Source organism: Carbonicoccus niuqiaonis, assembly GCF_050157065.1.
Classification (GTDB): Bacteria; Actinomycetota; Actinomycetes; order Propionibacteriales; family Propionibacteriaceae; genus Avipropionibacterium.
In genome coordinates, this window is sequence record NZ_CP189573.1 from 3049674 (window position 1) to 3061791 (window position 12118).

Below are 12118 nucleotides of genomic sequence, written 5' to 3' on the forward strand. Positions count from 1 at the left end.
GCTGGTGGCGGCGGCCCGGCCTCGACTACGTTGACCCCATGGCGCCAGACCAGTCGGCCGGCGGACCGTGGGGGCCCAGCGAGATCCCCACCACCGCCCTGCTCACCGACCACTACGAGCTGACCATGCTGCGGGCCGCGCTGAAGGCCGGGACGGCCCTGCGACCCAGCATCTTCGAACTGTTCCCCCGACGGCTGCCCACCGGCCGCCGGTACGGCGTCGTCGCCGGGGTGGGCCGGGCGTTGCGGGCCCTGCGGGCGTTCCGGTTCGACGAGGAGTCGATCCGGTTCCTGCTCGAGACCGACGTCGTCGACCGGCCCACCGCCGACCACCTCGCCGACTACCGGTTCACCGGCAACATCTGGGGCTACCCCGAGGGCGAGGTCTACTTCCCCTACTCCCCGCTGCTGGTGGTGGAGGGCAGCTTCGCCGAGTGCGTCCTGTTGGAGACGGTGCTGCTCAGCATCTACAACCACGACTCCGCGATCGCCTCGGCGGCCTCCCGGATGATCGTCACCGCCGAGGGTCGACCCTGCATCGAGATGGGGGCCCGCCGCACCCAGGAGTTGTCGGCGGTGGCCGCCGCCCGGGCCGCCTACGTCGCCGGTTTCGAGGCGACCTCCAACCTGGAGGCCGGCCGCCGTTACGGGGTGCCGACCACGGGCACCGCCGCGCACTCGTTCACCCTGCTGCACAACTCCGAGGAGGAGGCGTTCGCCGCCCAGCTCGCCGCCCTCGGCGAGGACACCACCTTGTTGGTCGACACCTACGACCTCGAGACGGCGGTCCGGACCGGGGTGCGGCTCACCGAGGGCCGCCTCGGCGCGATCCGGCTCGACTCCGGTGACCTGGGCGAGGTCGCCAAGCAGATGCGCGCCCTGCTCGACGAGTTGGGCGCGACGCGGACCAAGATCATCGTCACCTCCGACCTGGACGAGTACCAGATCGCGGCACTGTCGGGCGCCCCGGTCGACGGGTACGGCGTCGGCACCGCCCTGGTCACCGGGTCGGGTCACCCCACCTGCGGATTCGTCTACAAGCTGGTGGCGCGCGCCGACACCGACGAGCCGGGGGCACCGCTGCGGGCGGTCGCCAAGGCCAGCACGGGCAAGGTCAGCATCGGCGGCCGCAAGTACGCGATGCGGCGGCTGGACGATCGCGGCATCGCCACCCACGAGGTGATCGGGATCGGTGACCCGCCCGAGTCCGACCACAACGACCGGCCGCTGTTGGTGCCGTTCGTCGTCGACGGTGAGATCGTGCACGGCGAGGACCTCACCACCGCCCGGGAGCGACATCGGGCCGCGTTGGCCGAGCTACCCTTGCAGGCAAGGAAGATGTCGCGCGGTGAGCCGGTGATCGAGACCCAGTGGATCGAACCCGACGGGGACGTCGTCACCGAGGCCAGCGCCCGTACCGGACTGGAGTGATCATGACGTACGACCCCGCCGCCCCGACCACCTCGGCGTTGGTCGTGGTCGACGTGCAGAACGACTTCTGCGAGGGCGGTTCGCTCGCCGTGACCGGCGGCCACGCCTGTGCCCGCGGGATCACCGAGCTGCTGTTCACCGATCACGGGTACGACCACGTCCTCGCCACCCGCGACCGGCACATCGACCCGGGGGACCACTTCTCCGACAACCCTGACTACGTGGACTCCTGGCCACCCCACTGCGTTGTCGGTACCCCCGGCTCGGAGTTCACCGACCAGCTGGGGTTCCGCAACTTCGATGCGGTGTTCGACAAGGGCAACTACTCGGCCGCCTACTCCGGCTTCGAGGGTGATCATGACGGCACCCGCCTCGCCCCATGGCTGCACGAGCACAAGGTCGAACGGGTCGACGTGGTCGGCATCGCCACCGATCACTGTGTCCGGGCGACCGCACTCGACGCCGTACGCGAGGGTTTCGCGACCCGGGTGCTCACGTCGTTGACCGCCGCGGTCTCCCCCGATCGGCTGCCGGAGACGCTGCGGGAACTGCGCGACGCCGGCGTCGTCGTGGTCGACTGAGCTCCCCGCCGCTGCCCTCGTCGAGGGCGGCGGTCACTGGCTAACCTGAGGTGATGGATGCCTTGTGGGACGCCTTGCTGTACGACACCGCGCTCGTGCACGGCACGACACCGATGCACGGCACGGCACCGACGCACGACACCGCCCCGACCGGTACGGATCCGGCACCGGTCGACCGGGCGGTCGCCGAGCACGTCGAACACCGACAGGCCCCGTACGGCCACGCCGTCGGCCCGTTCGTGGTCCCCGACGACGCCCTCGCCAAGGTGGCCACCGCGTTCGGTCGCGCCGGGGTCGGCCCGGTCGAGGTGTGTGCGGTGAACACCTCCGGTGCCGGTGGCCTGACCGCGCTGGCCGCACGGTCCTTCGACGACCTCCACCTCGGGTCGGTCGTCTCCACCCTGCGTGACCTGGACGACCTCGCCGGCAATGCCGCCCGGGTGGCGATGGCGGCCCGCGAGTTGACCGACGAGGTGACGGTGTACGTGGAGATCCCGGCCGGGCTCGGCTGGCAGGCGGCGGTCGAGGCCGTCGAGGCCGAGGGTTTGTCCGGTCTGGTGCGGCTACCGGCGGCCTCGGCGAACCCGGCACCACCCGGGGCGTGGTTGGAGCTGGTCCGGGCGTACGTGGAGGCTGACCTTCCCTTCCTGCTCGACGGTGGCGCGCTGCAGCCGGTCACGAGGGAGGGCCCGGAGCGACCGGGGGTGTTGAACGTCCTCACCGCCCTGGTGGGTGTGATCGACGATGTTGATCATGATGACGTCGCGGCCCTGCTCGCCGACACCTCGTCGGCTCCGGCCGACTCGGTCGCCGGCTGGGACGACCTGCTGATCGGTCGCGTCCGGCGTCGGCTGCGCGGCCTGGGTTGCTCCCGGCCGGGCGAACTCGTCACCGGCCTGCGGCGGGCAGGATTCCTCGCCGGGCAGGGCGATCCCGACTCAGCGTGACCTGATCACCTGCGTCCCGGCGACCATGTCGTGCAGGGCCTGGCGCAGCGGATGTCGTACCGGCATCACCACGTCGATGACGCGGACCGGCAACAGGCAGGCGTGCTGGGCCGGCACCACCCAGATCACGGCGCGCAGGACGGCGGCCCGCCAGGTCAGGCCCGGCACCGCCCGGCCCTCACCGGTCGGCACCACCCGCAGCCCGGTGATCATCTTTCCCACCGTCGCACCGCGCCACTTCAACAACAACGCGTTGTAGCACAGGCCGATCCCGACGGTCACCATCGAGATGATCAACTGCTCTTGGGCCGACATCACCTCCGCCACGTTCAGCGGGGTCACCGCCCGCCCTTCCAACGCCTCGGTGAACATCTGTTCCATGAGCGGCTGCAGCCGCTCGCTCACCCGGAGGTAGATCGACATCAGCGACAGGTTGATGATGAGGCCGACCAGCAACCAGTCGATCAGGATCGCGCCGGCCCGATGCCACCAGCCCGCCAGCCGGACCCCGTCGGCGGTCATCGTCTGCGCAACCGGCCGGCCGTCGCCACCGACCTGGACCTCGGGTGGGTTCCCGGCCCCGCGGGCACCCGGCGCGTTCTGCCCGGCCGGGGCCGGCGTCGGCTCCGCCGCAACGGGTCGGGTCCTGCCGTGCCGAGCCTCGGCTTCCCGGGTCTGCCGCGACCACTGCCAGCCGTCCCAGTAGCGTTCGCGGGCCTCGTCGACGGGGTCGGCGTACCAGCCACCGGGCGCGGCATGCCGCCCCGGCGGTGCGGGCGGACTGCCGACAGGGATCTCCTCACTCACCCCGTGGAGTCTGCCACGCCCACCCCGTCCCGCCGCCCGGCACCGGTCGGCGGGACGGGGTGGATCGGCCCTGACCCGCCGCAGGACCGCCGTAGGACCGCCGTAGGACCCCCGTGGGCCCGGGTGAGATATTCGGTGGCGGGTCGGCCCCGGTCGCACCAGACTGGGCGAACGTGACGATCACCCTGTGCGACATCGCGGTACCGCGTCCCGGCGAGCCCACCCCGCTGATCGACGAGTGCGTCGAGCTGACTCGTCGTGCCCAACTCGCGATGCGCGGACACGACGACCTGGCGACTCCGTCGGGTCCTGCGGCGCGGCGCTACGCGGAGCAGACCGATGAGGAGAAGTGGTGGGTGGTCGCCCGGGTCGGCGCGGACCTCGTCGGCCACGCGATGGTCGAGTTGCCACGCAACGACAACACCCACCTCGGTCACCTCGACATCAGCGTCGACCCGACGGCCGACCAGACGGTGGTGCGGCGCGCCCTGTGGGACCACGTCCGCCCCCGGTTGCTCGACCGCGGCCGCCACACCGCGTCGGTGTTCACCGAGCACCGCGCTCCCGCCGAGGGGGATGAGGTCGCCGTCCCCGGGACCGGCTCGGGCGCGATCCCGGTCGACGACACCTGCCGCGCCATGCGTGCGCTCGGCTTCGACTTCGTGCAGATCGAGCGTCACAGCACCTTGGTGGTCGCCGAGCACACCGACGGCTGGGCCGACCAGGAGTTGGCGGCCGCCCGGCACGCCGGGGACGACTACGAGGTGCTGCACTGGCGCGGGGTGACCCCGGTGGAGCTGCGCGACTCGATGGCTCGACTCCGCAACCGGATGAGCGTGGACGTGCCGATCGGCGACATGGACTTCCAGGAGGAGGAGTGGGACGCCGCCCGCGTCGAGCGTCAGGACACCCTGAACGTCGAGACGATGGCGCACCTGCTGACCGCGGCCGCCCGACACCGCAGCTCGGGCGAGCTCGTCGCGTACACCGTGCTCGCCCTGCCGAGCTCGCCCGAGGGCGCGGCCTTCCAGTTCGACACCCTGGTCCACGGTGACCACCGGGGCCACCGGCTCGGCACGTGGGTGAAGGCCAACAACCTGGCCGCGATGCGGTCGGTGTCACCGGGTCGGGAACGCGTCCACACCTGGAATGCCGACGAGAACGGCCCGATGCTCGCGATCAACGTGGCCCTGGGCTTCCGGGTCAGCGACCTTGACGGCATGTGGCAGCTCAGGTTCGCCTCCCGGCCGGGCTGAGGCCCGTCCGCGCACCCACGCACTTGGCCGTGGCCCCGCTAGCATGGACACTTGTGTGTCCGGCCTGCCCTTTCGCGGGGCCACCTGACGTCGCAGCACCGGGCACGACACACTGGGGCACGGACATGAGCGGGGCGGACTCGCGCGACGACGAAGGGCTGAAGGGCAGGGCATGGACAAGATCGGTCGCTACCGACTGACCGGGCGCCTCGGCGCCGGGTCGTTCGCGACCGTCTGGAAGGGCCATGACGACGACCTCGACGTGCCGGTCGCGGTGAAGGTGCTGGCCGACAACTGGTCCGACAACGAGGACGTTCGCAACCGCTTCCTGACCGAGGCGCGGATCATGCGCAAGATCCGTGACGGGCGGATCGTGCGGGTGTACGACATCGGCTCGCTCGACGACGGTCGTCCCTACTTCGTGATGGACTTCGCCGACGGCGGATCGTTGGAGGACCTCCGCAAGCAGGGCATCCCGCCGCAGCTCGCGTTGCGGCTGTGCGCCGAGGCGTCCCGGGCGCTGCACGTGCTGCACAGCAACGACATCATCCACCGCGACGTCACCCCGGGCAACGTGCTGCTGCACAAGTCGAAGGATGGCGGGGTCAACGTGTTGATCGCCGACCTCGGCGTCGCGAAGTCGATGGTCGACCTGGTCGGCGCGACGATGACGGCCGGAACGCCGGCCTACATGGCGCTCGAGCAGGCCACCGGCGTCGGCACCCTCGACCACCGGGCCGACATCTACTCACTGGCGGCGGTGACGTACGCCATGCTGACCGGACGGCCGCCGTTCCCGGTCCGGACGCTGGCCGACCTGTTGGCCCGTGACCCCAATGCGAAGGCCGAGCCGATCGCCGAGGCGATCGGCGCTCCCCCGATGCTGGACGCGGTGCTCCAGTCCTCGCTGGCCCCGCAGCCCGGGTTGCGGCCGCGGACCGCCCTGCAGCTGGGCAACGCACTGGACGAGGTCGCCGACCAGCTGCGGTCCGGCTCGCAGGGTTCGGGCCCCAGCTTCGGCGGCGGCACCGGCGGGACCGGCGGCTCGAGCTCCCCGGGCAGCCTGGCTCCCGCCAGCCAGGCGACCTGGCAGGCCGCCCAGCACACGTCGGTGACGGGGGGCAACGTCCCACCCACCTTCGGGGCCACGACCGACCCGTTCGCCGGCGGGGGCTCCCCGTTCGGGGCCTCGCAGTACGGCAGCTCGCAGGCCGGCGCCTCCCAGTACGGGGGGTCACAGTACGAGGCGTCCCCGTTCGGGGCTTCGCAGTACGGGTCGTCCCCCCACGGGGGCGCACCGCAGGGGCTGCCGGAACCGAGCTCCGGCGAGGAACGCCAGGGCCGGTCGATGTGGTTCTACATCTTGGTGCTGGTCTCGGCGCTGGCACTGTTCACCGTGTCGCTGTTGATCACGATCGTCGCCCTGTCGGGCTGATTCCGGCCCACCCGGCGGCTCAGCTGCTGCGCTGGACCGCCCACTGCCGGATCTTCTCGATCCGTCGTTCCAGGTCCTCCCGGGTCGCCGCGGCGATCGCCGGCCCACCACACTCCTCACGCAGCCGGTTGTGGATCACCCCGTGCGGTACGTCGGTGCGGTGGTGCCAGGCGCCGACCAGCCCGTTCAGTTCCTTGCGCAGGTCACGTAGCTGCTGATGGGTGGACGGTGCGGTACGACCGGCCGGGGCGTCGGACCGGCTGAGGTGTTCGCGCTGGCGGCGGTGCAGCAGGTCACGGACCTGGTCGGGCTCCAACAGTCCGGGCAACCCGAGGTAGTCCTGTTCCTCGGCACTGCCGGCCATCGCGCCCAGCCCGAACTCGCCGCCGTCGTACACCACCTTGTCGAAGTCGGCCTCACTGGCCAACGCGGTGAACGTTCCCTGCTCCTCGTCGTCGGTGCCCGGCTCGTCCTCGACCTGCTCCGCGGCGGCCAGCAGGTCGGCCTCGTCCACGTCACCCTCGTTCGGTGTCTTCAGCACGTGGTCGCGCTGGGCCTCCAGCTCGGTCGCGAACAACAGCAGGCGCGGCACACTCGGCACGAACACCGACGCGGTCTCACCGCGGCTCCGGGCCCGGACGAACCGGCCGACCGCCTGGGCGAAGAACAGCGGGGTCATCGTGGCGGTGGCGTACACGCCGACGGCGAGCCGGGGTACGTCCACTCCCTCCGACACCATCCGTACCGCCACCATCCAGCGGTCGTCGCTGTCGGCGAACTTCGAGATCCGCTTGCTGGCGCCCGGTTCGTCGCTCAGCACCAGGGTCGGCTTGTGGCCGGTCAGCCGGCGCAGCACCTCGGCGTACGCCCGGGCCTGGCTCTGGTCCGTGGCGATCACCAGCCCACCGGCGTCGGGCACCGAGCCGCGGACCTCGGTGAGCCGACGATCGGCCGCCTCCAGCACGGCCGGGATCCACGATCCCTCCGGGTCGAGTGCGGTCCGCAACGCCTGTGCGGCGAGGTCCTTGGTCATCTCGGTGCCCAGCCGGGCCGCGATCTCGTCACCGGCCCGGGTGCGCCAGTGCATCTCACCGGAGTAGGCCATGAACAGCACCGGCCGCACGATCCGGTCGGCCAACGCCTCGGCGTACCCGTAGGTGAAGTCGGCCGCCGACCGCAGCGCACCCGAGGCGTCCTCGGCGTACCGGACGAACGGGATCGGGTTGGTGTCGGAACGGAACGGGGTGCCGGTCAGCGCGAGTCGGCGCCGGGCCGGTTCGAACGCCTCCCGTACGGCGTCGCCCCAGCTCCGCGCGTCGCCGGCGTGGTGGATCTCGTCGAGGATCACCAGGGTGCGGAACTGCTCGGTCCGGATCCGCAGCGCCAGCGGGTTGGCCGCGACGCCGGCGTAGGTCAGCGCGATGCCGTCGAAGTCGGTACTGGTGCGGCCCTGCCGCACCCCGAACTGCGGGTCGATCGAGATGCCGACCCGGTCGGCGGCCTCGGCCCACTGCGTCTTGAGGTGGTCGGTCGGGGCGATGATCGTGATCCGGTCGATGACCCGGCGGGCGAGCAGGTCGGCGGCCACGGTGAGCGCGAACGAGGTCTTGCCGGCACCGGGCGTGGCGACGGTCAGGAAGTCGCGGGGTTCGGTGCTGCGGTAGCGCTCCAGCGCGGCGGCCTGCCAGGCGCGGAGCGGTTTGACCGTACCCCAGGCGGCGCGGTCCGGAAAGGCAGGTGAGAGCCGTTGGACGACGGTCTCGGGGGCGACTCCAGAAGTCGTTTCCCCCACCACGGAAGAAGTTCTGGGGCGGCCGGTCACTGGCCGGAGTCTAGCCGAGTCCCCCGGACGGATTCACCTTCCGGCACGCCCGGGGCGACGATCCGGCTGCCGCCGGTGGGGTGCGGCTCAGTGCTCGATCCGACCGATCCGACGGCTGGCCAGCACGCCCAGCGCGGCCACCAGCGTGACACCGACGAACACGGCGCCGAACACGACCGGCAGCTCGTCGGGCAGCATCCGCAGGCCGTACGCGTACCCGGCGCCGGCCAGCCCGGTCAACAGGCTGGCGCCGAGCGCTTCGGCGACCGACAGCGAGGCGGCGTTGCGGCCCTGGTCGTTCGGGCCACTCAACGTCATCACCGCCAAGGAGGTGCTGGTGTAGGCCATGCCCATGCCCAAGGCGGAGATGGCGAAGAAGGTGCCGAAGACCCAGAACGGCGCGGTCCCCTGCCAGGCGAAGACCGCCGACAGCGCGGCGCCGAGGGTGACACCGGAGACGCCGATCGTCATCAGCAGGTCGCGCCGGATCCGCCAGCGGGCCTGGGTGAACGAGCCGATGGTCCAGCCGACGGTGCCGATCGTCAGCACCAGCCCGGCGATCCGCAGGTCGAGGTGGTACTGGTCGACCAACATCAGCACCAGGAACGCCTCGGTGGCCATGTAGACCCCACCGACCACGAACCGGAGCGCGACGACCGGGCCGAGCCCGCGGCGCATCCGCCACAGCCCGGCAGGCATCAGGCGCGGCAGGCCCCGCCACAGCAGCAGTCCGGCCACCCCGATCATCAGCAACGACCACCACCCGGGCTGTTGGGCGGCGTACTGCAGCAGCGGTACGGCGGCCGCGACCATCCCGGCGGCCCAGATCGGCACCGGCCGGCTGCCCGCACCGCCCGTACCGCCCGTACCGCCCGTACCGTCGGGATCGTCGTCCGGGCCGCCCAGCCCGAGGCGCTGCGCCTTCAGCAGGGTCGGCGTCAGCAGCACCGCCGCCACGCCGACCACCGGCAGCACCGCGCCGAACACCCAGTGCCAGCTGAGGTGCTCGGTCAGCCAGCCCGAGACGGGCGGGCCGACGAAGCCGGGCAGCACCCAGGCGGTCGAGATCCACGACATCACCGCGGGGCGCTTCCGGTCGGGATAGAGCTTGGCGATGATCACGTACAGCGAGACACCCATCGCGCCGGCACCGAGACCTTGCACCGCCCGCCCGATGATCAACTGCACCATGGTGGGGGCGAGGCCGGAGATGACCAGGCCGACGGCGAAGACGGCCATCCCGACCAGCATCGGGCGTACCGGGCCGAGCCGGTCGGCGATCCGGCCCGCGGTCACGGTGGCGAACAGCATGCCGCCCTGGAACATCGAGAACGCCCACGCGTACCACTGCTTGGCGCCGAGTTCCTCGGCCGCCCGCGGCATGGCGGTGCTGACGGCCAGCGACTCGAAGGCCATCGCCATCACGCCGATGCACAGTCCGACGGTGAGTCGGGTGGTCGACAGCTGCGTTCTCACCGGCGCGGACGCCAGCTCAGGGGTGGTGGACACGACGAACAGCCAAACACCTCAAGTCCGCTGGAGGTCAATCGGACCTGACACTCAGGAGTCCTGGCCGCCGCCGTCGTTTCCGTCGCCGTTCCCGTCGCCGTTCCCGCCGTCGCCACCGCGCATGGACTCCCAGATCTCCTTGCACTCGGGGCACACCGGGAAGCGTTGCGGATCACGGCTCGGCACCCACACCTTGCCGCACAGCGCGATCACCGGGGTGCCCATCACCATCGCCTCGGTGAGCTTGTCCTTCGGCACGTAGTGGGAGAACCGCTCATGGTCCCCGTCGTCGTACCGGTGCTCGGTCCGCTCATCGGTGATGGTCGCCGAGCCGGGCGCCAGCTGCTGATCGGTCATGTCGCCGATTGTACGAGTCCGGCCCGGACGAGCTCGCCCGGTCGGATCAGATCGCAGCCTCGGTCGGCGCCTCGGCGGACCGCTCCGTGGCGGCCAGGTCGCCGGTCTCACCGGCCCGTACGGCACGGTGGCCGAAGAACGCGACGTAGCCGAGGAAGCCGGCCCAGACCAGGCCGCCGATCAGCAGGCGGGCCCAGGCGGGCAACTGGGAGGGGGTGATGAACGCCTCGACCAGTGCGCTGATCAACAGCCATCCCGCCAGCCCGATCGCGATGGTGCCCAGGATCCGCCCCTCCTGGGCGAGCGCCTGGGCACGGGTGCGCATCCCCGGTGCCATCCAGGCCCAGCCGATCCGCAGCCCCGCGGCCGCGCCGAGGAAGACGATCGTCAGCTCGAGCAGGCCGTGCGGCAGCAGCAGGCCGAAGAACACGTCGGCCCGACCGGCCTCGAGCATGAAGCCGCCGATGATGCCGGTGTTCTCCATGGTGCGGTACAGCAACGCCAGCACCGGCAGCACCCCGATGCCGGTGACCATGGAGTTGGCGACCACGAGCGCGTTGTTGAGGAAGATCAGCAACGCGAAGTCGGTCGCCGGGTTCTCCGAGTAGTAGTTGGCGAACTCGTAGTTGACGAGTTGCTCGGCAGCGTGGTCGCTCAACAGGGTCCCGGCCAGACCGGGGACGCTCAGCACCCGGTACATGATCAACGCGCACAGGCCGATGCAGGCCAGGCCGACCGCCAGCCACCACCAGCGCACCCGCCACACCGCGGCCGGGAACCCGACCGTGATGAACCGCGCCACCGTCTGGATCACCGGGGTCGATGTACCCGACACCGTCGACCGGGCACGGATCAGCAGGCCCGACAGTCGGGCCTCCAGCACCGGGTCGCTGCGTGAGGCGTGGACGGTGGACAGGTGCGTACCCACCCGCTGGTACAGGTCGACCAGTTCGTCGGCCTCCAGCCCGGTCAGCCGCTGCCGCCCCGACAGCGTCGCCAGCCGGTCCCAGTCGGCCCGGTGCTGGGCGATGAAGGTGTCGACGTCCACCCGAGCAGCCTAGTCGAGGACCGGCCCGGTTGGCCGAGCCACGACCCCGTACGGCGGTGGGTGGAACCGGCCCGGTCGGCCAGTAGGCTGGCGCGGTGAGCACCCAGATCGTGACCGGCGACGCGGTGCTGCTCGACGTCCGGCCGGCACGGGTGCCGACACGGATGTTCTCCGCACTGGTCGACCTGGCGGTGGTGGCGCTGGGCAACTACGGCTGGGTCGTGGTGCTGGGCCTGTTCCGGGAAGGCTCGAACGCGCAGTTCGGGGCGGTCCAGCTGATCGGCCACATCCTGGTGAGCCTGACGTACCCGATCGCGACCGAGACGTTGACCCGTGGGCGCACCCTCGGCGCCTTCGCGCTGGGGCTCCGCGTCACCCGGGACGACGGTGGGGTGATCAGGTTCCGGCACGCCCTGATCCGGTGGTTGACCTTCTGGGCGTTCGACTTCGCCGCGTGGACCGGGCTGATGGGCGGTCTCATCTGTGCCGCGCTCAACCCGCACGGCAAACGCCTCGGCGACGTCCTCGCCGGCACGATCGTGATCCGGACCCGGGCACCCCGCTCCCCCAGACCCCTCCCCGACGTGCCCGACGAGTTCGCCGACTGGGCCGGCCGACTCGAGCTCGGCCGGATCCCCGCCGACCTGCTGAACGCCGCCCGGCACTTCGTCCAGCGTCGCGAAGACCTGCTGCCCCATCCACGCCGCACCATCGCCGAGGACCTCGCCGCCAAGATCTACGCGCGCACCAGCCCACCCCCGCCGCACGAGATGCCGCCGGAGGACTACCTCGCGGTGGTGGTCGCCGAGCGGCGACGCCGCGAGACCGAGCGGGCCAACCGGCGGCAGTGGGTGCCGACGGCCGAGGAGTTGCCGGCGGGCTGGCGCTGACGGGCCCGTGATTCGTTCACCTTCGCGAAACCGAAG

At 71.4% G+C, this 12118-nt stretch carries 11 protein-coding genes; 6 read left to right on the plus strand and 5 right to left on the minus strand.

Translation table 11 applies throughout. The features are described from left to right. Nucleotides 1-38: 38 nt before the first annotated feature. Genes ACQBAU_RS13960 through ACQBAU_RS13970 form a run of 3 tightly spaced genes read left to right on the plus strand, consistent with a single transcriptional unit; the run spans nt 39 to nt 2958 of the window. Nucleotides 39-1430: a nicotinate phosphoribosyltransferase gene (locus tag ACQBAU_RS13960; RefSeq protein WP_434548441.1), complete on the plus strand. Its 1392-nt coding sequence runs from the start codon at nt 39-41 to the stop codon at nt 1428-1430. A gap of 2 nt (nt 1431-1432) precedes the next feature. Further along, nucleotides 1433-2011, plus strand: coding sequence for an isochorismatase family protein (locus tag ACQBAU_RS13965; protein WP_434548440.1), 579 nt, complete (start codon nt 1433-1435; stop codon nt 2009-2011). A gap of 53 nt (nt 2012-2064) precedes the next feature. Then, nucleotides 2065-2958, plus strand: coding sequence for a hypothetical protein (locus ACQBAU_RS13970; RefSeq protein ID WP_465255961.1), 894 nt, complete (start codon nt 2065-2067; stop codon nt 2956-2958). Here ACQBAU_RS13970 and ACQBAU_RS13975 read toward each other — a convergent pair. After that, nucleotides 2950-3765 carry an RDD family protein gene (locus ACQBAU_RS13975; protein WP_434548438.1) on the minus strand — a complete coding sequence of 272 codons (816 nt, stop codon included), beginning with the start codon at nt 3763-3765 and terminating at the stop codon, nt 2950-2952. The genes ACQBAU_RS13970 and ACQBAU_RS13975 overlap by 9 nt on opposite strands. A gap of 173 nt (nt 3766-3938) precedes the next feature. On the opposite strand from ACQBAU_RS13975, the gene ACQBAU_RS13980 reads away from it, so the two are divergent. Both ACQBAU_RS13980 and ACQBAU_RS13985 read left to right on the plus strand, forming a co-directional pair. Next, on the plus strand, nt 3939-5021 hold the full coding sequence (locus tag ACQBAU_RS13980) for a hypothetical protein (RefSeq protein ID WP_434548437.1): 1083 nt from the start codon (nt 3939-3941) through the stop codon (nt 5019-5021). Nucleotides 5022-5193: 172 nt separating this feature from the next. Then, a complete protein-coding gene (locus ACQBAU_RS13985; protein ID WP_434548436.1) occupies nt 5194-6456 on the plus strand; it encodes a serine/threonine-protein kinase in 1263 nt (420 codons plus the stop codon). A gap of 19 nt (nt 6457-6475) precedes the next feature. Here ACQBAU_RS13985 and ACQBAU_RS13990 read toward each other — a convergent pair whose 3' ends face one another. From ACQBAU_RS13990 to ACQBAU_RS14005, 4 genes are all read right to left on the minus strand, one after another. After that, a complete protein-coding gene (locus tag ACQBAU_RS13990; RefSeq protein ID WP_434548435.1) occupies nt 6476-8251 on the minus strand; it encodes a DEAD/DEAH box helicase in 1776 nt (591 codons plus the stop codon). A 114-nt stretch (nt 8252-8365) separates the two neighbouring features. Then, a complete protein-coding gene (locus tag ACQBAU_RS13995; RefSeq protein ID WP_434548434.1) occupies nt 8366-9787 on the minus strand; it encodes an MFS transporter in 1422 nt (473 codons plus the stop codon). A 51-nt stretch (nt 9788-9838) separates the two neighbouring features. Then, complete coding sequence (locus tag ACQBAU_RS14000; RefSeq protein ID WP_465255962.1) at nt 9839-10144, minus strand: DUF3039 domain-containing protein; 306 nt, start codon at nt 10142-10144, stop codon at nt 9839-9841. Nucleotides 10145-10190: 46 nt separating this feature from the next. Further along, the gene (locus tag ACQBAU_RS14005; protein ID WP_434548432.1) at nt 10191-11192 is read right to left on the minus strand and encodes a stage II sporulation protein M; all 1002 of its coding nucleotides are present in this window, start codon (nt 11190-11192) and stop codon (nt 10191-10193) included. Nucleotides 11193-11287: 95 nt separating this feature from the next. Here ACQBAU_RS14005 and ACQBAU_RS14010 point away from each other — a divergent pair, with 95 nt between their 5' ends. Then, entirely contained in the window at nt 11288-12082 is a 795-nt protein-coding gene (locus ACQBAU_RS14010; RefSeq protein ID WP_465255963.1) for an RDD family protein, read from the plus strand. Nucleotides 12083-12118 lie beyond the last annotated feature (36 nt).